The organism is Bartonella heixiaziensis, assembly GCF_046245125.2.
Taxonomy (GTDB): Bacteria; Pseudomonadota; Alphaproteobacteria; order Rhizobiales; family Rhizobiaceae; genus Bartonella; species Bartonella heixiaziensis.
In genome coordinates this window covers 1,312,074-1,333,325 of the sequence record NZ_CP176404.1, presented here as the reverse complement: position 1 = coordinate 1,333,325, position 21,252 = coordinate 1,312,074, and the positions used below count along the sequence as shown (strand labels likewise).

Annotated in this window: 20 protein-coding genes and 1 pseudogene; 12 read left to right on the top strand and 9 right to left on the bottom strand. The window is 38.9% G+C overall.

The window, feature by feature from the left end; genetic code table 11:
- Positions 1-8: 8 nt before the first annotated feature.
- From yihA to rpmH, 4 genes and pseudogenes are all read right to left on the bottom strand, one after another.
- Positions 9-656, bottom strand: a complete 648-nt coding sequence (yihA, locus tag ACKC4Y_RS05890; protein WP_409360880.1) for a ribosome biogenesis GTP-binding protein YihA/YsxC — start codon at positions 654-656, stop codon at positions 9-11.
- Entirely contained in the window at positions 653-2,491 is a 1,839-nt protein-coding gene (yidC, locus tag ACKC4Y_RS05885) for a membrane protein insertase YidC (RefSeq protein WP_409360879.1), read from the bottom strand. Before yidC ends, yihA begins: the two co-directional genes overlap by 4 nt.
- A pseudogene (gene rnpA, locus ACKC4Y_RS05880) lies at positions 2,481-2,871 on the bottom strand (ribonuclease P protein component). The gene yidC and the pseudogene rnpA overlap by 11 nt, the downstream one beginning before the upstream one ends.
- A 118-nt stretch (positions 2,872-2,989) precedes the next feature.
- The gene (rpmH, locus tag ACKC4Y_RS05875; protein WP_005864709.1) at positions 2,990-3,124 is read right to left on the bottom strand and encodes a 50S ribosomal protein L34; all 135 of its coding nucleotides are present in this window, start codon (positions 3,122-3,124) and stop codon (positions 2,990-2,992) included.
- A 617-nt stretch (positions 3,125-3,741) separates the two neighbouring features.
- Here rpmH and ACKC4Y_RS05870 point away from each other — a divergent pair.
- The 5 genes from ACKC4Y_RS05870 (at position 3,742) to ACKC4Y_RS05850 (ending at position 8,096) form a co-directional block, all read left to right on the top strand.
- Positions 3,742-4,827 (top strand): Mrp/NBP35 family ATP-binding protein, encoded by a 1,086-nt coding sequence (locus ACKC4Y_RS05870; RefSeq protein ID WP_409360878.1) that lies wholly within the window; start codon positions 3,742-3,744, stop codon positions 4,825-4,827.
- An 809-nt stretch (positions 4,828-5,636) separates the two neighbouring features.
- On the top strand, positions 5,637-6,524 hold the full coding sequence (rsmI, locus tag ACKC4Y_RS05865; RefSeq protein WP_409360877.1) for a 16S rRNA (cytidine(1402)-2'-O)-methyltransferase: 888 nt from the start codon (positions 5,637-5,639) through the stop codon (positions 6,522-6,524).
- The gene (locus tag ACKC4Y_RS05860) at positions 6,517-6,897 is read left to right on the top strand and encodes a YraN family protein (protein WP_409360876.1); all 381 of its coding nucleotides are present in this window, start codon (positions 6,517-6,519) and stop codon (positions 6,895-6,897) included. Before rsmI ends, ACKC4Y_RS05860 begins: the two co-directional genes overlap by 8 nt.
- Before the next feature lie 106 nt (positions 6,898-7,003).
- Positions 7,004-7,249 carry a hypothetical protein gene (locus tag ACKC4Y_RS05855; protein ID WP_409360875.1) on the top strand — a complete coding sequence of 82 codons (246 nt, stop codon included), beginning with the start codon at positions 7,004-7,006 and terminating at the stop codon, positions 7,247-7,249.
- Between the two features lie 55 nt (positions 7,250-7,304).
- On the top strand, positions 7,305-8,096 hold the full coding sequence (locus ACKC4Y_RS05850) for a pyrroline-5-carboxylate reductase (RefSeq protein WP_409360874.1): 792 nt from the start codon (positions 7,305-7,307) through the stop codon (positions 8,094-8,096).
- Positions 8,097-8,705: 609 nt separating this feature from the next.
- Here ACKC4Y_RS05850 and ACKC4Y_RS05845 read toward each other — a convergent pair.
- The 3 genes from ACKC4Y_RS05845 to ACKC4Y_RS05835 form a co-directional block, all read right to left on the bottom strand.
- The gene (locus ACKC4Y_RS05845) at positions 8,706-10,367 is read right to left on the bottom strand and encodes an electron transfer flavoprotein-ubiquinone oxidoreductase (protein WP_409360873.1); all 1,662 of its coding nucleotides are present in this window, start codon (positions 10,365-10,367) and stop codon (positions 8,706-8,708) included.
- 162 nt (positions 10,368-10,529) lie between these two features.
- Positions 10,530-11,450 (bottom strand): electron transfer flavoprotein subunit alpha/FixB family protein, encoded by a 921-nt coding sequence (locus ACKC4Y_RS05840; RefSeq protein ID WP_409360872.1) that lies wholly within the window; start codon positions 11,448-11,450, stop codon positions 10,530-10,532.
- 52 nt (positions 11,451-11,502) lie between these two features.
- On the bottom strand, positions 11,503-12,249 hold the full coding sequence (locus tag ACKC4Y_RS05835) for an electron transfer flavoprotein subunit beta/FixA family protein (protein ID WP_409360871.1): 747 nt from the start codon (positions 12,247-12,249) through the stop codon (positions 11,503-11,505).
- 599 nt (positions 12,250-12,848) lie between these two features.
- Here ACKC4Y_RS05835 and ACKC4Y_RS05830 point away from each other — a divergent pair.
- The 3 genes from ACKC4Y_RS05830 (at position 12,849) to ACKC4Y_RS05820 (ending at position 15,565) form a co-directional block, all read left to right on the top strand.
- A complete protein-coding gene (locus tag ACKC4Y_RS05830) occupies positions 12,849-13,685 on the top strand; it encodes a hypothetical protein (RefSeq protein ID WP_409360870.1) in 837 nt (278 codons plus the stop codon).
- 148 nt (positions 13,686-13,833) lie between these two features.
- Complete coding sequence (locus ACKC4Y_RS05825; RefSeq protein ID WP_409360869.1) at positions 13,834-14,754, top strand: sulfite exporter TauE/SafE family protein; 921 nt, start codon at positions 13,834-13,836, stop codon at positions 14,752-14,754.
- A 1-nt stretch (position 14,755) separates the two neighbouring features.
- The gene (locus tag ACKC4Y_RS05820) at positions 14,756-15,565 is read left to right on the top strand and encodes a TIGR02186 family protein (protein WP_409360868.1); all 810 of its coding nucleotides are present in this window, start codon (positions 14,756-14,758) and stop codon (positions 15,563-15,565) included.
- A 22-nt stretch (positions 15,566-15,587) separates the two neighbouring features.
- On the opposite strand, the gene ACKC4Y_RS05815 is transcribed toward ACKC4Y_RS05820, so the two are convergent.
- A complete protein-coding gene (locus ACKC4Y_RS05815) occupies positions 15,588-15,869 on the bottom strand; it encodes a DUF6460 domain-containing protein (protein WP_409360867.1) in 282 nt (93 codons plus the stop codon).
- An 80-nt stretch (positions 15,870-15,949) separates the two neighbouring features.
- Positions 15,950-16,090: a hypothetical protein gene (locus tag ACKC4Y_RS05810; RefSeq protein WP_409360866.1), complete on the bottom strand. Its 141-nt coding sequence runs from the start codon at positions 16,088-16,090 to the stop codon at positions 15,950-15,952.
- A 527-nt stretch (positions 16,091-16,617) separates the two neighbouring features.
- On the opposite strand from ACKC4Y_RS05810, the gene ACKC4Y_RS05805 reads away from it, so the two are divergent.
- From ACKC4Y_RS05805 to ACKC4Y_RS05790, 4 genes are all read left to right on the top strand, one after another.
- Positions 16,618-16,776, top strand: a complete 159-nt coding sequence (locus ACKC4Y_RS05805; protein ID WP_447582411.1) for a hypothetical protein — start codon at positions 16,618-16,620, stop codon at positions 16,774-16,776.
- A 250-nt stretch (positions 16,777-17,026) separates the two neighbouring features.
- Positions 17,027-18,658: an ABC transporter substrate-binding protein gene (locus ACKC4Y_RS05800; protein ID WP_409360865.1), complete on the top strand. Its 1,632-nt coding sequence runs from the start codon at positions 17,027-17,029 to the stop codon at positions 18,656-18,658.
- A gap of 229 nt (positions 18,659-18,887) precedes the next feature.
- On the top strand, positions 18,888-20,318 hold the full coding sequence (gene xseA, locus ACKC4Y_RS05795) for an exodeoxyribonuclease VII large subunit (RefSeq protein WP_409360864.1): 1,431 nt from the start codon (positions 18,888-18,890) through the stop codon (positions 20,316-20,318).
- A complete protein-coding gene (locus ACKC4Y_RS05790; RefSeq protein WP_409360863.1) occupies positions 20,296-20,922 on the top strand; it encodes a DNA-3-methyladenine glycosylase I in 627 nt (208 codons plus the stop codon). The genes xseA and ACKC4Y_RS05790 overlap by 23 nt, the downstream gene beginning before the upstream one ends.
- Positions 20,923-21,252: the final 330 nt, after the last annotated feature.

Here is a 21,252-nt window from a genome sequence, read left to right as displayed (position 1 = left end):
AATGTGTTCTATACTGTGATTGCTTGCAAAATGGCGGTACGCATTTCTTCCAAACCTAATGCTTTTTCTGAAGATGTCACAAGAAGTTCAGGATAAGATGCTGGATGTTTGAGAAGCTTTGTTTTTGTAGTCATTATTAATTTTGCAAGTTCATTCGATTTGATTTTATCACTTTTTGTCAAAACAATCTGATAAGAGACAGCTGCTTTATCAAGGAGATCTAGAACATCAGCATCATTTTCTTTGATTCCGTGACGTGAATCAATCAAGACATAAACACGTTTCAGTGTTGTGCGCCCTCGTAAATAGCTGAAAACTAGACGTGTCCACGCGTCAACCAAATTTTTAGGGGCTTCAGCAAAACCATAACCTGGCATATCTACAAGTGCCATCGGGGGAAGGTCTTCTGGTTGCCCACTGTAACCATCAGGTACAAAGTAATTAAGTTCCTGAGTGCGCCCTGGTGTATTTGAGGTGCGTGCCAAGTTTTTTTGTTGGACGAGTGCATTGATTAGGGAAGACTTCCCAACATTGGAACGTCCTGCAAATGCAATCTCCGGAGGTCCTTCGGGTGGAAGAAAACGTATTGTAGGTACACCACGGATAAAAATCCAATTACGAGAAAAAATTCCAGAGAGGGAAGAGCATTTTGTCATTCATGCACTTCTTTTTTGGGTGATTTATGCCACAGAGCTTTAAGATTATCGAAAAGTTCAATTTTAACGCCTTGACGCTTCATCATGATACCCTGCTGAATCATTGACAATATATTGTTCCATGCCCAATAGATGACAAGACCGACAGGGAAAGAAGCTAGCATGAAAGTAAAGATGACCGGCATCCATGTAAAAATCATAGCTTGCGTTTGGTCTTGGGGGGCTGGATTCATACGCATTTGTAAAAACATCGTTATACCCATGATCAAAGGCCATGCACCAAGCATAAGAAATGCTGGGACTGCGTAAGGCAAAAGGCCAAATAAGTTAAAAAGAGAAGTCGGATCGGGCGCTGCTAAGTCTTGAATCCAGCCAAAGAAAGGTGCATGTCGCATTTCGATGGTAATATACAGAACTTTATAAAGAGCAAAGAATATTGGAAATTGCACCAACATAGGCCAGCAGCCTGCAAGAGGATTAATTTTTTGGGTTTTATACAGTTCTATTATTGCTTGTTGTTGCTTGGTTCGGTCGTCTGGATATTTTTCTTTGATTTCTAGAAGCATTGGTTGCATAAGCTTCATGCGTGCCATAGATTTGTAGGATTTATTTGCGAGTGGAAAGAGAAGCGTTTTCAAAAGCACTGTGACAAGAAGAATGGCGATACCAAAGTTCCCTGTTTGTTTATAAAGGATATCAATGAGGGAAAACATTGGTTTGGTGATGAAATCAAACCAACCCCAATCGATTAAAAGAGCAAATTTCTTAATGTTCAGGTCATTCTGATAGTGATTAATGATTTCAACTTGTTTTGCACCAGCAAAAAGGCGATTTGTAATGGTTTTCGTTTCATTAGGGGAAACGGTTAAAAGCGCTCCTAGCAAATCAGACTGATAATGCGTATTCAGACGATCAAAATAAATAAAGCGGCTTGTATATTCCTTATCTTGTGGAGGAATAATTGCTACGGCCCAATATTTATCAGTAATGCCAATCCATCCTCCTGTGACTTTGGAGAAAGTCATACTTTTTTGGCCATTATCAGGATTCGGATTAAGTTCTGCTAAGGTTTTGTATTTTTCTGTTTTGAGTGAATCTCCTGCAATACCTATCATGCCTTCATGGAGCAAATAGGTTGCATTTGTATGTTCTGGTGGCGCTGCCCGTGCAACACGAGCATAGGATGAAAGATATATTGGTTTATCACTCTCATTTTGGATAGAATCCTCAATGGTAAACATGTAGTGATCATCAACTGAAATTGTGCGACGAAAAATTTGCCCTTGTCCGTTATTATAAATCAAAGTAACGGGCGTTGAGGGGGTTAGAGTTGTATTATTTCCTTCTATTTGCCATTGCGTATCAGATTGGGGTAATGCTTTTGTTGACAAGGATGAACTGGTAAAACCAAACTCGGCAAGATAAGTTGCTGTGAATCCTTTGGGGTTTAGCAAAGCAATTTCTGGTGATTTTTTATCCACGTTCAGGCGATATTTTTTTAGCAAAAGATCATCAAATTGTGCTCCAACAAGATTAATGGAGCCTTCAAGCTCACCAGTTTTGATTGCGATACGGTTTGTTTTTGCCAACTCAACATTCCGGATCTCAGGAGTCATTGGGTGATTAATGATAGATGCTGTTTCATGCGTTGGTGTAACATTAGATAAATTTGTATTAGCAGTAGAAAGTGCTGACTGTTGTTTTGATAATTGTTGTGCAATAAGTTGTTTTTTTTGTAACTCAACTTGTTTAGGAGCAACGTAAAAAAAATGCCATGCGATAAGCACTGCAAAAGACAATCCAATGGCGATGAAGAAATTGCGGTTATATTCCATTCGTACTACCCTTGTTGCCGTTGTTGTTTTGTTTTTGATCTCATTCGCCGGCTTAATTCACTGATCAAAGATTCAAAAGGTGCGTGTAGCGCATCAGGACGCGCTATAATGACATAGTCTGTCCCTGCCTCCATGTCGTCTACTAAACCAACTCTTACTGCTTCGCGCAGGCGTCTTTTGATACGATTGCGTTTGACAGCATTGCCATTTTTACGTGTGACAGTGAAGCCTACACGTGGAACAAGAGAAGATTTTATTTCTGCTGTTTGTTCACGTGACTTAACTTCGAGCAGAAACAAAGGACCACGTCGTTTTTCTCCTGTGCGTACAGCCAAAAAATCCGCTCTCTTGCGAATGCGGCAGGGATGTTTTTTCTTCATAAAGAGCATTTCGCAATTTTACTAAATGCCTGCAAAAGCAGGTATTGGAGGTTCACAACGAAAAGTTCACAACGAAGAAATAATGAGCAATATTCAACTGTTGTGAAAATTTAAATGGTTAAGCGGATAAACGCTTCCGTCCACGTGCACGCCTTGCGGCAATGACTTTACGGCCACCAGCTGTTGCCATACGTGCACGAAAGCCATGGCGGCGTTTACGAACAAGTTTAGAGGGTTGGTAAGTACGTTTCATTTATTTAAATACCGCGGCGTGCGGCCCTTCTTAGCTCTATGAGCAGTTATTGTGCTAGATGAAAAATCTGATCCTATCATACGATTGCTAATCCATAAGGAAAAACATAAAAAAAGTCAATCTTAGATTGTTTTTCTCTTTCTTTAAAAAATAGAGAAAGATCTATGTTGGCAGTTCATTTTGTGCCTGACACTTTCAAAGTATAAAAAATGGTTATTGGTTGCAACATTTAGTTTATTGTTATTTCTTCTATAGCGAAAATGAAAGATCAAGGAGTTAAAGGCTAAAGAAAACAAAATGATTTGTCGCTGTATATTTGTAAAAAGTGTTATTTTTTTAACAATATAAGAAGTTTTCTCAGTTTTGTTTCTTAAGGGCACTGTTAAGAAAATTTGTATAGCGAGATTGTAGAATAAGACATGTTTGGTCGGATTTCGTAATAGATTTTACGCTTGAGTTTTTTATTCGAGATGAGTTTAGGGTTTTGAAAAGATGAGATATAAGATATTTATAATTGTTATTATTTTCATAAAGTGGGAAATTTTCAGGTGATTACCTTTCAGTGGTTTTTGTCTTTATTTCTCTGTTCTCTGGCATTAGTATAGAGAGGAAAGAGCGTGAATCCTATTACAAGTGAGGCTATCCGCAACGCCTTACATAAAGTTAAAGGACCGAATTTTGAAAGCGATATTGTATCGTTGAGGCTTGTTTCAGAAATATTGGTTGCTGATGGCAAGGTTTTCTTTTCCATTACAGTTCCTGATGGACGTGTGCAAGAATGGGAACCCGTGCGCCGTGCTGCTGAAGAAGTGGTGTGTGCTATGGAGGGGGTCAAATCTGTTGTTGTCACCCTTACAGCAGAAAGAAAAACGAGGGTGTCTTCTCAAGTGCATAGAGATGCAGCACTACAACGTAGAGCAGATCTGTTGCCTGTGAAAATGCCGATAGAAGGTGTGCGACATGTGATTGCGGTTGCTTCTGGAAAAGGGGGAGTTGGAAAATCTACAATGGCGATCAATATTGCCCTAGCTTTACAAGATTTTGGTTTCAAAACAGGGTTGATGGATGCGGATATTTATGGTCCATCTTTGCCACGTTTGACAGGACTTGTTAACCAAAAAGTACAACTCACTAATGGGAAAAAACTTCAACCGCTTAAAAAATTTGGTCTTAAATTAATGTCTATGGGATTTTTGGTTGAAGAGGAAAAGCCGGTGGTATGGCGTGGTCCTATGGTAATGGCAGCTGTAACGCAATTGCTAAGAGATGTTTTGTGGGGACCTCTTGATATTTTGGTGGTTGATATGCCACCGGGAACAGGGGATGCACAATTGACACTTTCTCAACAAGTACAGTTGACGGGGGCGTTGATCGTTTCTACTCCCCAAGATCTTGCCTTGATTGATGCGCGTAAAGCGATAGAAATGTTTATGAAAGTTAATGTTCCCATTTTAGGGCTTATTGAAAATATGAGTTATTTTATTGCTCCTGATACGGGACAACGCTATGATATTTTTGGTTATGGTGGCGCGCGTGTAGAAGCGGAACGTCGAGGTGTTTCTTTCTTAGCAGAAGTGCCGCTGGATGCAGCTTTACGATCTTCTTCAGATGATGGCGTGCCCATTTTTGTCGCTAAGCCTAGTGAGGAGCATGCTGAGCTTTATCGCGCGATTGTTGATCAAGTAAAAAACAGATTTTTTTAAATTTGTGTTTTTTAGGGAGGGGTTGCTAAGAGACAATAATGTAAAAATATTAAAGAACTGTTTCGTTGATGATTCCAGTGTTGTGAGTGTCTCATTGTTGAATGAAATGTTTCAAAAAGTCAACAAATGAAAAATTCGTTATGCAAGCGGTTGTTTTAACAAGGAATATTTTCCAAAGCGTATTGGATAAGATAAAGCTGTGAGATGAAGAAGAGCTATCGGCGTTTACGTCAAAGAAAATTCTATAGCAAATGAAAACAATTTAGGCAAAATTGTATAAACCGTAAAAGGTTATCCAAAAAGGTGGTCTGAAAACAGCTCATTAAAGAAAAAGCCATCTATTTATATGTTCATGAAATAAAATGGTGTTTTATTTAAGCGCGAAAGAGGTGTTTTTACTATCCAATGGATAGGATAGGTTTTAAAATGTCGATTATAACGGAATTGTGGAAAACTGAGCCTTTAAAGGGGTGGAGTATAAGCAAGAAATAGAGAAATAGGAAAAGAATAGTTGCTTTTGTTCTTGAAGCAGCGGCTGGGGGTATTGGAGATAATATAGCGTTGATCCTTTAGGAATTTATTCTGTTACCAGCGATAATGCTGATCAAACAGGTTCTTAATGCTAAAAAAGGCGTTGGATGTTCGGTTATCTTTTTATGGTACGGTTTATGTTCAAGCAGTCAATTTTGGGGAAACGGCAAATTTTTTGGTAATGGCAAAGAAAATTTTTATAGATATCACTTATGAACACGGGTAAAGCTTTTTGTAAGAGTTTATGGAGAGAGGGTCCTTGGATATGAAAGAAAGGCATGCGTGAAAAAGCATATTTTATAGGTGCTCATGCTTATTCTGCACCTTTCATAGAACCAGCGCTTTATCTCGTGGCAACGCCTATTGGAAATCTTGCTGATATCACGCTTCGTGCTTTGCAAGTGCTTGCAGGCGTTGATATTTTAGCATGTGAGGATACTCGAGTAACGCGTGTTCTGTTGGAACGCTACGGTATTCATAAAAAAACCTTTCTTTATCATGAACATAATGCGCAAAAAGCAGGGACGAGGTTATTAGCAGCTTTGGCAGAAAATAAAACCGTGGCACTTGTCTCAGATGCTGGAACACCGCTTATTTCTGATCCCGGATTTAGATTGGTAGAAGAAGCACGTAAAGCGGGTCACAAAATTATTCCTATTCCTGGTGCATCAGCTCTTTTAGCGGCTCTTGTCACGACAGGTCTTCCCACGGACAGTTTTTTCTTTGCAGGTTTTTTGAGTGCGCGAAAAGTACAGCGCCAAAAGCGGTTAGAACAATTAAGAACTATTCCTGCAACGTTGATTTTTTATGAATCTCCTCATCGTCTTGTTGAAACTTTACAGGATATGGTCTCTCTTTTTTCAGCGGATCGTCCTGCGGCAATCTGTCGGGAATTAACAAAAAAATTTGAAACGGTTGATGTTTCTAATTTAGGTAATTTGTTGGAAATTTACAGGCAACAGACCCATATTCGTGGTGAGGTTGTTGTGCTTGTTGGAGAAGCCCCCCCCTTTTTGGAAATGATGAGCGATCAAGAAATTGATGAAATGTTATTAGAATTGGCGTGTACACATTCTGCAGCTCAAGCAGCAGCTTTAGCGGCTAAGAAAACTGGCTTAAAAAAGCAGCAGCTTTTTCAGCGGTTGAATTTTTTGAAAAATGCGTAAAACTCTACAAAAAGAACATAGACAAAAGTCTTTCTATCGAGGTGTTCGTGCAGAAAAATGGGCTGCTTGGTGGTTGCGTTTAAAGGGGTTTCATATTGCTGAAATTCGTTTTAAAACAAAGTGTGGTGAAATTGATTTAATTGCGCGACGTGGAAATCTTGTTTTAATCGTTGAGGTCAAAGCACGTTCAACTTTGGCTGAAGCAATCACTGCTGTTTCTCAGGTGAATGAGAAGCGTATTGAGGCAGCGGCCGATATTTGGTTAGCACGACAAAAAGATCACACTCTTTTATGTGTACGCTTTGACTTGATCGCGATTTTGCCATGGCGTTTGCCGCGGCATATTCCTGCATTTTTTACGTCTAATAAATAAAGAGCTCTAGAGCATTTTAACTATAGTAGATAAAAAACATTTTGTTTTTATATGTACATAGAGTAGAAAAAGTGCGTAACAGCTTGAGCGCTATGAGGAGTGAAAGATGGATGATTATGAAAAGTTTGCAACTGGATTGTTGATTGTTTTTGGGGCATTGATTATTGGTGGTTTAATGGCCATGCATATTGTGCTCATGAATAAGATAGGTTTTTTATGTGCGTTAGCAGCAGCTGTCGTTGGTTGGTTTTCTGCTTTTGCGGTTCTTTTTGATAAACCCAAAGTCTATTTGGGATTAATTATTCTTGCTATCTTATGTGTTGCTTCCTCAATTAGTGTTTATGTGAGTTAAAATGTCTGAAATACTGGTTGAACTCCCTTTAAAATTATGAGAGCGAGGAGTAGAAATGAAGATTGGCTTTTTGGGAACGGGTAAAATCAGCGCTTCAATGATCGATGGCTTGATGACAAGCGCTTTTGACGTTCCTTCCATTATCATCTCACCACGCAATGCGCAAAGTGCTGAACGTCTTTCGCAAAAGTATAATAAGGTTATCATTGCTGAGAATAATCAAGTGTTGCTGGATGTGAGTGATTGTGTTTTTCTTTGCTTGCCTAACCAAATTGCCGAAGAAGTTTTGCGTTCTCTTCGTTTTCGTCCAGAACAGCTTGTCATTTCTGTGCTTGCTATGGCAAAAGCAGCACAAGTTGAAGAGTGGATCAGTCATAAGGTCTATCGTGCTGTTCCGCTTCCATTTGTGGCAGAATGTAAAAATTTGACGCCAATTTATCCTGATCATCCATTTTTACGCAGTTTATTTAATGCATTGGGTGGCACATTAGTATTGGATGCGGAGGATCAGTTTAATCTTTTCATGACTGCAGGTTCACTCATGGGGGTTTATTTTAATTTTATAGAAACAGCACATCAATGGTTTGTAACACAGGGCTTAAAAAAAGAGCAGGCGGCAAATTTTCTCGCTATGATGTTCGGAAATCTTACGGATGAAATGCGCAAAATTACAGTAGCGGATTGTCCCAAACCTCTCGATTTTGCATTGCTTGAGAAAGAATTTTCAACGAAGGGTGGAACAAATGAACTTTTGTCAGACTGTTTTTCTCGTCAAGGAGGAAGAAGTGCTTTAACAACTGCTCTTGAAACCACTTTGCAAAAAATGAACACCCCCTTTACAAATTAAAATGCTTGATCAATGTTTTCTTTTCTCATCTGGATGAGAGGGGTATCCATTTATATCCGCGTGAACACAGATTTACAAAATTGTCTGTTCGCATACGCAATAATAGCAAGCAGATTGATATCCGAGATAATTGCTATCATCTGTTGATTTTTAGTATAAATTAGCATTACGTATATTGAAACGAATTCCTTGTCGTCTTTCATATTCATATCCTTTCATTCTGAATCAAAAAAAACTCTTTCAATGGTTGGGCAATAAAGAGACTGGCGTGTGTGTGTTGAAAAGCAGTTTTAGAATGGGTGAATATGTGTTTATGAATTGTGTAAATGCGAGAGCAGGTGTAGCGTTGGGCAACTCTGATGATTGGCATAGACTTTTGTAACCAATTGAAATGGTTGGAATAGCTTGCTCCCAGATATTTTAGTTTTTTTTTGAGGTATCTTAATCCTTGTTTTGTCATCAGAGGAATAAAAATCGTTCAATGAGAGCGTATCATGCGTTTTCTTATTGCAAAAATTTTTCATGCTGGGGTGAGAATATTTTATTCGAGGAGAAGGACTCTGATTGATTAGGTTTTGTACGCTCTAAATTGAGCCAAATGAACAATGATTACATATTGGGGTAAAGTGGTCCCTCATTACCTTGCGGACAGGTCCAATTGATATTTTGATTGGGGTCTTTGATATCGCACGTTTTACAATGTATGCAGTTGGAAGCGTTGATAACATAAGTTTCATGATTATTAAGATCGAGCCATTCATAGACAGCGGCAGGGCAATAGCGTGTGGAGGGTCCTCTATAGATTGCATATTCAGAATCTCTTTGTTTTTCTAGTGAGGCTATTTTTAAATGGCACGGTTGATTTTCTTCATGGTGCGTATTGGAAATTGCAACACTGGAAAGACGATCAAAGGTTACAACACCATCTGGTTTTGGATAAGCAATGGGTTGGAATTTTTTTGCTGGTTCAAGACATGCATAATCTGCTTTTTTGTGCGGGAGTGTTTTAAATAAGGAAAATCCGAACAGCTGTTGCCACCACATATCAAAGCCGGCAAGTTTAATTCCGTATTTTGTGCCGTATTTTGCCCAAAGTGGTTTGGCATTGCGTGCTTTATAAAGATCTTTGCCAATGGGACCTTTTCGCCAATGCTCTTCGATTTCTTTGACTTCATCATGCGCACGGCCTTGAGCGAGAGCTATAGCGATTTTCTCGGCTGCCAATATTCCGGATAAGATAGCATTGTGTGATCCCTTGATACGAGGTACATTGACAAAGCCGGCAGAACAGCCAATGAGTGCCCCACCCGGAAAGGTGAGTTTTGGTACAGATTGCCAGCCACCTTCGCTGATAACACGTGCACCATAAGAAAGGCGTTTTGCACCTTTGAAGATTTCATAGAATTTAGGATGTGTTTTAAAACGTTGAAATTCTTCAAAGGGGGAAAGGTAAGGATTTTTATAATCTAAGTGCAAAACAAAACCGATAGAAATCAAGTTGTTTTCCTGGTGATAAAGAAAACCTCCACCGCCGGTATCATTGTCTAAGGGCCAGCCGATAAAATGTTGAACTAAACCAGCTTTATGTTTTGAGGGTTCAACTTCCCAAAGCTCTTTGAGACCCAGACCAAACTTTTGTGGATCACGGTTTTTGCTAAGTTCAAATTTTTGTATGAGTTGTTTTGCAATTGAACCACGTGCTCCTTCCGCAATGAGAGTATATTTTGCCAGTAACACCATACTGGGCATATAATTTTCTCCAGGAGTTCCATCTTTATTAAGCCCCATATCACCTGTAAGAACACCAATGATAGCTCCGTTATCGTTTTGGATGGTATCTGATATGGCAAATCCAGGATAGATTTCAACACCGAGTGCTTCGGCCTTTTTGCTCAGCCAGCGACAGACATCGCCAAGCGAAACGATGTAGCAACCGTCATTTGATAAGATTTTTGGGCGAAGAACATTGGGGAATATTGTAGCGCGCTTCGATGTTAGTGAAAAAAATTGGTCATTGCTAACAGGTGTTTTAAAAGGATGATCGTGTTCATTCCTCCATTCTGGTAAGAGTGTATCAATGCCGATGGGATCAACAACTGCACCAGACAGAATGTGAGCACCGACTTCGCTCCCTTTTTCAACAATTATGATAGAAAGCTCAGGGTTAATTTGTTTCAGACGAATTGCAGCGGAAAGTCCAGCAGGTCCCGCTCCTACAATTACTATGTCAAATTCCATGCTTTCGCGTTGGTGATGTTGAGGTGCATTCATGGCTTATAAGGCTCTCTCCAACTCTGGAATAATTGGGTGAAGATCGCCCACAAGAGCGTAATCAGCGATTTTTATGGCGAAAGGTTTTGCACGTTCCGCTCTGACAATCACTCTGTCAAATTCCATGCTTTCGCGTTGAGGGTGCAGAGGTGCATTCATGGCTTATAAAGCTTTCTCCAACTCAGGAATAATGTGGTGAAGATCGCCCACAAGAGCGTAATCAGCAATTTGCATAATAGGGGCTTCTTCATCTTTATTAATGGCTACAATAACCCGTGCATCCATTATACCAGCTAAATGCTGGATTGCACCGGAAATGCCGACAGCAATATAGAGCTCAGGGGCAACGACTTTACCTGTTTGCCCAATTTGCCAATCATTAGGAGCATAACCTGCGTCAACGGCTGCTCGGCTTGCACCCAAAGCGGCTTCTAGTCTGTTTGCAAGAGGGAGAAGAAGCGCCATAAACTGCTCTTGTGAACCAAGACCGCGTCCGCCTGATACAATAACACGGGCTGAGGTAAGCTCAGGGCGATTGCTTTTGTTGGTTTCTGCTTTTACAAAAGAAGAAAGGTTGGGATTAGAGGCTGGTGTTATTGTTTTAATGGGAGCGGCATCGTTTTTTTGTGGGGTTGGTGCGAAAGAGGCTGTTCGGACTGTTATAACCTTTTTACGATCATTCGTTCGTACAGTTTCAATGGCATTTCCTGCATAAATTGTTCGTTTGAAAGTATCAGGTGCAATAACGGCGATAATGTCTGAAATTTGCATAAGATCAAGAAGGGCAGCTACGCGCGGCATTACATTTTTTCCGATGCTTGTAGAGGCAGCCATGATCACCTCATAATCATTCGCGTATTTTATGATTGTGTCGGCTACAGGTTCGGCCAAATAATGTGCTAAATAATCAGCTTCAGCGATAAGCACTTTCCGTACACCAGTGAGTTTGGCAGTATTTTCAGCAATTTCTTGAATATTTGTTCCACAAACCAAAATATCAATATCGCTGCTCATTGCACGAGCAGCAGTGAGTGCTTTTGCGGTTTCTTCTATATTCTGTTCGGCCAATAAAAGAATTGCCATAAATTTTTACCTTTTTATATAATGTTGCTTTTGATCCATTCGGTATCGAATGTTAAATGCAATTTGTTTGTTTTAGTTCACTGACAAGTTCTGCTACGTTTGCTACTTTAATACCGGATTTACGCGGTTTTGGTTCTTCAACGCTGAGGACCGTTAAGCGTGCTCGCGTCTCTACTCCAAGATCAGTAAGGGCTTTTTGTTCAATGGGTTTCTTTTTTGCTTTTATGATATTGGGGAGAGACGTGTAACGTGGTTCATTTAACCGTAGATCAGCAGTCATAACTATGGGGAGAGGGAGGGAAAGGGTTTGTGTACCGTTATCTACTTCTCGGATGACTGTAGCGTGCCCATTTTCTATCTCCAGATTTGAGGCAAAAGTTGCTTGTCCCCACCCGAGAAGGGCGGCTAACATTTGTCCGGTTTGATTGCTATCATCATCAATAGCTTGCTTTCCTAAAAAGACCATATCTGGTTTTTCTTCATGCACAATGATCTTAAGAATCTTAGCAATTGTTAAGGGCTCGAGTGTTTCTTCTGTTGTGACAAGGAGTGCGCGATCTGCACCCATTGCTAGTCCTGTTCGCAAAGTTTCTTGTGCTGCCTCTGGTCCAATTGAAACAAGAATGACTTCAGAAACTTTCCCAGATTCTTTCTGACGGACTGCTTCTTCTACGGCGATTTCGTCAAAAGGGTTCATAGACATTTTTACATGAGATAGATCAACACCTGTGCTATCGGGTTTGACGCGTATTTTAATGTTATAATCAACAACACGTTTGACAGCGACAATTATCTTCATGACGATCCTCTTTATTTGTATGATTACAAGTTTATAGTAATAACCATAAGAAACCAAATCTTTTACAACTGAATCTCACTTAATCATTGGTTTTTCCATTATATCAATTTCCTTATGTGTGCTTATATTTTTTAGCATCGTTATGCCTCTCTCTTTTTTGTTTTTTGCACTTTAATTATTGCCACTTTCGCTTGAATAAAAAGTAAAAAACAATGAATATTTATTTCAAATGAACGTGATCATCATAGTCTGTGAAACAATTATATGAAAAGAACTTGAAATAAGAGGGGTGCAGAATGATAAATGGCCTACGAATAGCAAAATGAGGATATCATTTTTTTGTTCCGCATACTCAGTGTATAACGGGTAATGCAATGGCAAAAGAGTGAAAAAGGAAAAATGAGGAAATAACTTTTCAATCCAAGCGGTTGAGAGCTGTAAAATCAAATATTACGCTTTTAAATATTTCTAACAAATGTTTTTGGAAGTTTTTAAAGCTCTATTTACTAAAATAGAGCACACTTTCCATTCCTTTATGCGATTCTTTGCAAAAGATTAATAAGGCATAGTGTTTGTAAATACAGTGAGGGGTAGCGTTTGTGAATACGAAGAGTACTACTAAGCAGGTTCAGCATGATAAACCTTCTTCTTTTGTTGTTGAACAAGAGAGGGGGGACACACCTGCTGAAGTGACAATGTCGGATATCGCTAAAAAATTACGCTCTGTTTACACACAAATGCAGAAGAAACATTCGCTTCATCATTTGACACCACGTAATTTGGATGAAGAAAATTTTAAATCTTACTTGGATGATATTAGTCGGGCAATTTTGGCTGAATATTATATGCGTCGCCAAAAAGAAAAAAAACTTTTTGAGCATTTAGAACGAATTACAATGCTTATTCAAAGTTTGCATAGCGAAAAGAAAAGTTTAGAAAATGCAGGGGAAGCGCGGCGTCTTTCTTGTTCAAAATCGCTTGATTCTGTTGTGCACCACCTTGCTCATATGGCATGTGAGGAAAACCAAGAACGTTTTTCGCTCCAAGAGGTGCCAAACTTTTCGGAAAAAAACAACAGAACTCCAATTTCCCCAAATGCTGTAAACGCGTTGCAACAAGGTGGTGAAAACTCTTTACTAATGGATGCTAAGCAACTTTCTTTAAAAGAGGCTGATGCGGTTGTGAGAAATTCTATAGTAGAAAAGGGGCGTGTAGATTTTCAAGCATTTGATCATTGCATTGAGAAGGATCAACGTATTCCTTCCTTAAAGAGGGAGTCTCTTTTAAAAACAGAACCTTTGAGGAAGGGCTTTTTTTTACGTTATTCTGTTAAAAAATTGCTTCCTTATTTTTTAACCATTGCATTTGCGGTCGTGATAACATTATGCTTTTATAGTTTTTTAAGAGGAGCGCGTTTTTTTAATTTTGTTATGTGAGGTTAAGGGGCATGAGGTGTATGCAATTTGTGATTTTGCAAAAGCATGCATGGCATCTAAAATCGTTTTTTAACACGTAACAGAGATTATTGGAGAAGGGCTCTCAAAATTAACTAAAAAACCTCACATTGTTTTGAAGGTTCTGTAAGTGAGTATTTATTTACCAATTGCTGAAATGTCACTCAACATGCTGATCTTGATTGGTATGGGGGTGGTTGGTGGTTTTTTTTCAGGTCTTTTTGGAATTGGGGGTGGTTTTCTCATTACGCCTTTATTGATTTTTTATAATATTCCTCCTGCTATTGCTGTTGGAACAGGAGCTAATCAGATGATTGCATCATCTGTAACGGGGGCGATTGCACATTTTAGAAGGCGCACTCTTGATATAAAACTCGGTATTCTTTTAGCGATTGGAGGGGGAATTGGCTCTTTAGTTGGAATTCAGATTTTCTCTGTTTTAAAAAAATTGGGTCAATTAGATCTCATGATTTCGCTTCTTTATGTGATTCTTCTTGGAAGTGTAGGGAGTTTGATGATTATTGAAAGTTGGCGCGATATGCTGCGTCAGCGCAAGGCACAAAAGGTTAATATTCGTCTTGCTGGTCGACATAATTGGATTCATCGGTTGCCTTTTAAAATGCGTTTTCGGACCTCAATGATATACGTTAGCATTATTCCCGTTTTAGCGATTGGTTTCATTGTTGGGTTATTATCTTCCATTATGGGAATTGGAGGAGGATTCTTCATGATACCAGCATTGATTTACCTTCTCCGTGTTCCAACCAGTGTGGTGATCGGAACCTCACTTTTTCAAATTACATTTGTGTCCTCTTTTACCACAGTTTTGCAAAGTGTGAGTAATCAGTCAGTTGATATTGTTTTGGCTTTTTTGCTGATGCTTGGTGGAAGTATTGGTGCACAGTATGGAACAAGGGCTGGGCGAAAATTAAAGGCTGAACAATTGCGTATGGCGCTTGCATTTTTGGTGTTGATTGTATGTATGCGTCTTGCTTTCCAATTATTTGTACGCCCTGATAATCTTTTCTCTCTGGATATTCTTATGAAATAAAATGAATAATTTGTTTTCTTTATGCCTCATTGTAAGCTATTTTTGTGTGGTTCCTTTTTCTACATGGGCACATATTGGCGCGAAAGCAGCTTTCGTTGATCAAGTTGCTCATGAAACTATTCAGATTATCGTAACAACGAATAGGATTACGGTTGACGCACATTTTGATGGCCGTGATCTTTATATTGCTGGTGTTTTAGAAAATACCGATCCGTTATATTCTCAACAAAACCGTTATGATATTGTTGTGAGCTTGGAGGGCCAAGCGCGCTCAATGGTTATGCGAGAAAAGAAACGTAATGCTGGAGTTTGGATTAACGCAGATTCTCTGATTTTTAAAAATGTTCCTCTCTTTTACTCAATGGTAACAACGCGTGAGATTGAGGATATTACCAGCGCTGAAGGTTATAAACGATTGGGGCTAGGATTATCCTATTTGTTGCTACAGACGGATGAACAAGATCAGGCAAAAATACAAGTCTTTCGTGATGAACTTATAAAATTGCAAAAAGCCAAAAGACTTTATAATGAGGAAATAGGTGGTGTTCGTTTTGGTTCTGGTACACTTTTTACAGCACATTTTCGATTACCGGCAAATATTCCTGTTGGACATTATCAGGTCCGTGCTTATCTTTTCCGCGATGGACAGTTTATTGATAGTACGACTACGACTCTCGAAATCGTGAAAGCACATATTGCTTATACGATTTTCCACGCAGCTCACAGGAACAGTTTGTTATATGGATTTGTTGCGGTGCTTGTGGCTATTAGTACAGGCTTTTTATGTCGTTTGATTTTTCGAAAAGACTAATAGAATGGGGACGCTAGGGCATTTATTTTTTGCGTAAACGGCGTAAAAAAAGAAAAAGAGGCACAACAATGATGGCTCCCATCATGGTTATATGGAACAAATTTTTGAAAGTTATAAATCCTGTTTTCCATAGAGGTTTAAAAAATTCCATTATTTTATGCACGAGACTTTGAGGCGTCCAGCCAAGAAAATTCATCACGATGCCAGTGAAGAATGAAAGGGTGAGTAATTTTACAGAAACACTCCCTAATGATCTTCCAAGAAAGGCATGAAAGGAATTGGATAACTTTTTTCTTCTGTTCATTTTTATACACTTTTTAATATATTGCGTTCCCCTTGCGTAATACGTTGCATTTCCTTTGCATCCTAACAAGGGTTTTTTTATCATAAGTGAGAAAAAATAGTTTTTTTGTTATTTTTTCTTACTTCTCTTTCGAGTTTACCACCTTGTAATACTGGTGTAACATCTTTGCTGGTTTCTGAAACGCGTTCGTGTTCTGTTGGCATTTTTCGTGATATTTTCATAGTATTCCTTTCATTAACGTGTTCGATATTTTTTGGTTTTCCTAGATTCTCAAGGGATGTTTATAATATCTTCGACGTTTTGCGTGGCAGTTAAGAAATTGTTAGTACGTCGAAGGTTTTCGCAACAAGTTAATATGTTGTGTATAGGAAGTGATTTCAAGCTATCCTCTTTTAGAGAAGGACTATTTATTTTGGTAAAAATATGTTTACATGGATATTAAGGTTGGATGTTTCAACTTCTGTGAATTAAAAAGATAATAAATTTGTTTGTTGAAAAAGCAGGAGCAACAGGTTTGGCAAAATTTAGTGTTTCTAGAATAGCAGGGGATTTTTAAAATGCGTTGTCTAAGATAAAGTTTGGTTATGTGTGGGTGTGCGGGAAAAGATTAGTTTACCGCGATGTTCATACTTCGGGTCACAACACCTTTGCCTTAAAAGATAATAAGGTGCGGGTGGTTCCTGTTATTTAGCGCGGAATTATAGAAAAGTCTAAATTTCCTCCCGAAGAAGGGATGGAAGTTGTTGCTGTGGACAAGTTTATAACTTATTTTGGGTCCTCAAAAGGTCAAATTGTTGTTGAGGCTTTTGAATTAACAGGGGGGTACTTTTATGGCACTTCTAGAAAATTACAAGAAAAAATCCTGTTTTATGAAGCAAAGAAAAATCCTTTGCCTTCTGTACCTTAAATTATAGGTGTTATGACGTTATCAATAGGCGTTGTTATTCTTAATATCTTCATCGTATATCGGATTGTTTTCCATTCCATATTTTGGTTTGTTTTATCGGGGGGAGACGAGTGTTTGGTAAGTGGATGCTGCTCTTGCAGGTTTTTATATTTTGTCTTTAGGATCTACGGTTTCTAAGCCAGATCTTATTATTTTTGCATGTTGTTGTTGCATGGGGAATTTATATAATAATCTTTAAAAGGAAAAGTCTATGAACTTGAAAAGAAAAATATTGAAAGGGGGCAGTTTTTTTGTTTCTGCTCTTATTGCTATGGGGATTTTTGTGCAGCAAGTTTCAGCAAAAACACCTGCTGATACCCTCGTGATGGCTTGGAATCTTGATGCAATCAGTACATTTGACCCTGCACAACTCAATGACCGGTATGGAATTGAAGTGGTTAATAATATTTGTGATAATTTGGTCGATTCTGCTACAAATGATGCTAATAAAATGGTTCCTACTTTGGCAAAGAGTTGGGATGTTTTAAGCGATGACCAGAGAACGGTTATTACCTTTCATTTGCGTGATGGTTTGAAGTTTAATGATGGTCGTCCTGCAAATGCCAATGACCTTGTTTGGGGCATGAGGCGGGTTGTTAAATTGAAGTTGTCCAATGCAGCAACATTTAATGAATATGGTATAACAGAACAAAATGTTGATGACGCTTTTCAAGCACCGGATGAAAAGACGGTGGTGATGAAATTTGATAAGCCTTATCCAGCAGATCTTATTCTTAGCAATATTTCTACTAATCGTACTGCTGCTTTGCTTGATCGTGAAACACTTATGAAACACGAACAAGATGGTGATATGGGAAACCAATATTTGGCTAGCCATTCTGCTTGTGTTGGTCCTTATCAGTTAAGTAGCTGGCGTTCTGGAGAGGCTATTTTGTTGCGTGCAAGTTCTAATTATTGGGGAAAAGCACCTAAATTGAAGCAGATTTTAATTCGCCATGTTGCTGAACCAGGAACACAGCGTTTATTGTTGCAAAAACACGATGTTGATGTTGCGCGTAATCTGGCACCTGAGGATCTTGCAGATCTCCAAGCAACAACCGATATTAAGATTGAAAAGGTATTGGCTCCTTCCATGATCATATGGGGGTTCAATGCAACAAATCCCATTTTTGCTAATGAAAAAGTGCGTTTGGCGATGCGCTATCTTATTGATTATGAAGGTCTTGGTAAGACCCTTCTTAAAGATGTTGGTATTCCCCGTGCAAGCTTTATCCCTCTTGGGAATCTTGGTGCTTTGGATGAAAAAGAAGGACAGCCGTTTAAACTTGATCTTCAAAAAGCAAAGCAGCTTTTGACGGAAGCAGGTTATCCAGATGGTTTTGAAGCAAATATTTTTGCAGGGAAATCTCCTTATCCTTTTGCTTTGCCCATTGCTCAGTCTCTCCAAGACAATGCAGCAAAGGTGGGAGTGCGTTTTAAAATTGAACGTTTTGTAGGTACGCAGTTGTTTTCAAAGTTTTATGCACGTGGTTTTGATACGATTTTTTTCGGATGGAATAATGGTTCTGCGGATCCCCATACAATGGCTGCACGCCTTATTTACAATCCTGATAATCGATTTGAGGCGAAAAATACAGGCTATGCTAGTTGGTGCCATGGGTATTTTGATGAAAGTATAAATCAAAAGGTTAGAGATGCGTTGTTTCAAAAAGATTCACAAAAACGGGCGCAAATGTATGCTGATTTGCAGCGTGAAATTATGCAAAAGGGGCCTTATGCTTTTATCTATCAGACATATGTTTCTGTAGCTATGACACCTGATGTCAAAAAATGGGTTTGGAATAGTGCACCACATATTTTTTATAGTGCAATTGAAAAATAAGTGGATTTAAATGTTGTAAAATACAACAAAAGTGAGAAAATAATATCTTCGGCGTTTTTTATACAGTTTAAGAACTTTGCAAAACGTCGAAGTCTATTGGTAACGGAGCGATATGTTGTGTATAGAATGTAATTTTAGGACATTCTATTTAGAGGGATCTTTTATTCTCATTAAAGATATTTTTGTGCGGATATTAAGGTTCAATATTGCAACTTTTGTGAATTGAAAAATGGTAAATTTTTTTGGTGAAAAAACAGGTGCAACGAATGTAGCAGAATTTAGTGTTTCTGAAATAGCAGGAGCTTTAAAACGTGTTGTTGAAGAAAAGTTTGGTTATGTGCGGGTGCGTGGGGAAATATCGGGGTACCGAGGTGCTCATGCTTCAGGTCACGCCTATTTTGCCTTAAAAGATGATAAGGCGCGGTTGGAGGCCGTTATTTGGCGCGGAATTATGGAAAAGCTCAAATTCCCTCCCGAAGAAGGGTTGGAAGTGATTGCTGTCGGCAAGCTTACGACTTATCCTGGGTCCTCAAAATATCAAATTGTCATTGAAGCTCTTGAGCCAACAGGTGTTGGTGCTTTGATGACACTTCTAGAAAATCGCAAGAAGAAGTTTGCGGATGAAGGTTTATTTGACGAAGCAAAGAAAAAACCTTTGCCTTATATGCCTTCAATTATAGGTGTTGTGACATCACCAACAGGTGCTGTCATTCGCGATATCATTCACCGTATATCGGATCGTTTTCCATTGCATATTTTGGTTTGGCCCGTCCGTGTTCAGGGGGAAACAAGTGGCCAAGAAGTAGCTAATGCACTTGAAGGTTTTAATGCGTTGCCTTTAGGAGGAGTTGTTCCTAAACCTGATCTTATTATTGTTGCACGGGGAGGAGGAAGTTTAGAAGATTTGTGGGGATTTAATGACGAAGCCGTTGTTCGTGCTGTTTATGAATCTTCTCTTCCTGTTATTTCTGCTGTTGGGCATGAAACGGATTGGACCTTGATTGATTATGTCGCTGATTGGCGCGCTCCAACTCCCACAGCAGCAGCCGAACGGGCTGTTCCTGTTAAACTTGATCTCGAGGTACAAGTGGCATCGCTTGGTGCACGCTTGCGTACGGGATTAGCGCGTTATTTTGATTTTCATCGACAAAAATTGCGTGCTACTCTACGAGCTCTTCCGACTGCCGATCAACTTTTTGCTTTTCCTCGGCGGAGTTTTGATGAAATTTCAAGTCGTTTACAGCGCGCTCTTTTTGTAAGCTATGATAAAAAACGTTTTTCTTTTCATGCACTTGGTGTGCGTCTTTCACCGCGTTTGCTTAATGTTGAAAAAGCACAACATAATTCGAGGGAATATACTGCGCGTCTTCAGCGTGCTTTTGTGCGTAATGTGGAAAAACAACGTGCTCAGATAGAGGTAGCATCTAGGCTTTTAAGAAGCACTTCGTATCAGAATATTTTAGAGCGTGGTTTTGTTTTGGCTTTGGGGCAAGAAAATAAGCCTATTAAACGGTTGGTGCAGTTCCCTGAAACCGGACAAATAAATTTACGTTTTTTTGATGGTGAAATTTGTGTTTCAACGCATGATAATGTTCTCAATCGATCTTCAAAAATGAGACGGATAAAGACGAAGCAAGATGATCAAGGAACGCTCTTTTGATACGGTAAATCAAATATTGGATGAAGGGCTTCTCATGGGAGCGGATGGGAAAATTCGTTGTTCATGGGCGGGAACGGATCCGCTTTATTGTGCTTATCATGATAATGAATGGGGAAAACCTGTTTTTGATGATTATCGTTTGTTTGAAAAAATTTGTCTTGAAGGTTTTCAGGCAGGACTTTCTTGGCTGATAATTTTAAAAAAAATTTCTCATTTTCGCCAAGCTTTTGATTATTTCGATTTCGAAAAGATTGCAAGTTATGATGAAGAAAAGACCAAAATATTGATGCTAGATAAAGGCATTATTCGCCATCAAGGAAAAATTCGGTCAGTGGTTAACAATGCCTTTAGAGCACAAGAAATTATTACAGAATGGGGAAGTTTGTCTGATTATTTTTGGTCTTTTCAGCCACCACAATCAGAGCGTTATGAAAAGATAGATTTTCAAATATTGCAGAACAATCCTATTACACCGGCTTCTCTTCGTCTTGCGGCAGATTTAAAAAAACGCGGTTGGACATTTGTTGGCCCCACAATTTGTTATGCTTTTATGCAGTCCGTGGGAATTGTCAATGATCATCTTGAAGGGTGCTTTTGTCGATAAATTTACAAAATATAAGGGGTGGAGGAGACTTTTGAATAAGAATATAAAATAGTCTTTTGACAGTAAACTGTTGGTTGTCATTTGGTAATCGCTTTCTGGGGTGAGAGATTAGCGGAGAATTGGTTTTAACAGTTACAGCACTGCAATTTCAGAAAAGGTAAAGAAAAATCAGTTGGGGATTTTTCAGGAGTAGTTTTTAAAATTTTTTATTTCTGAAATCATGGTGGGTACAATTTATAGAATTGGTTTGAGTAATATTTGTTTGTTGTATTGATAAAAATCCATAACAAGAAAAACGACAGATATTTTATTCATGTATTGATGAAGGCG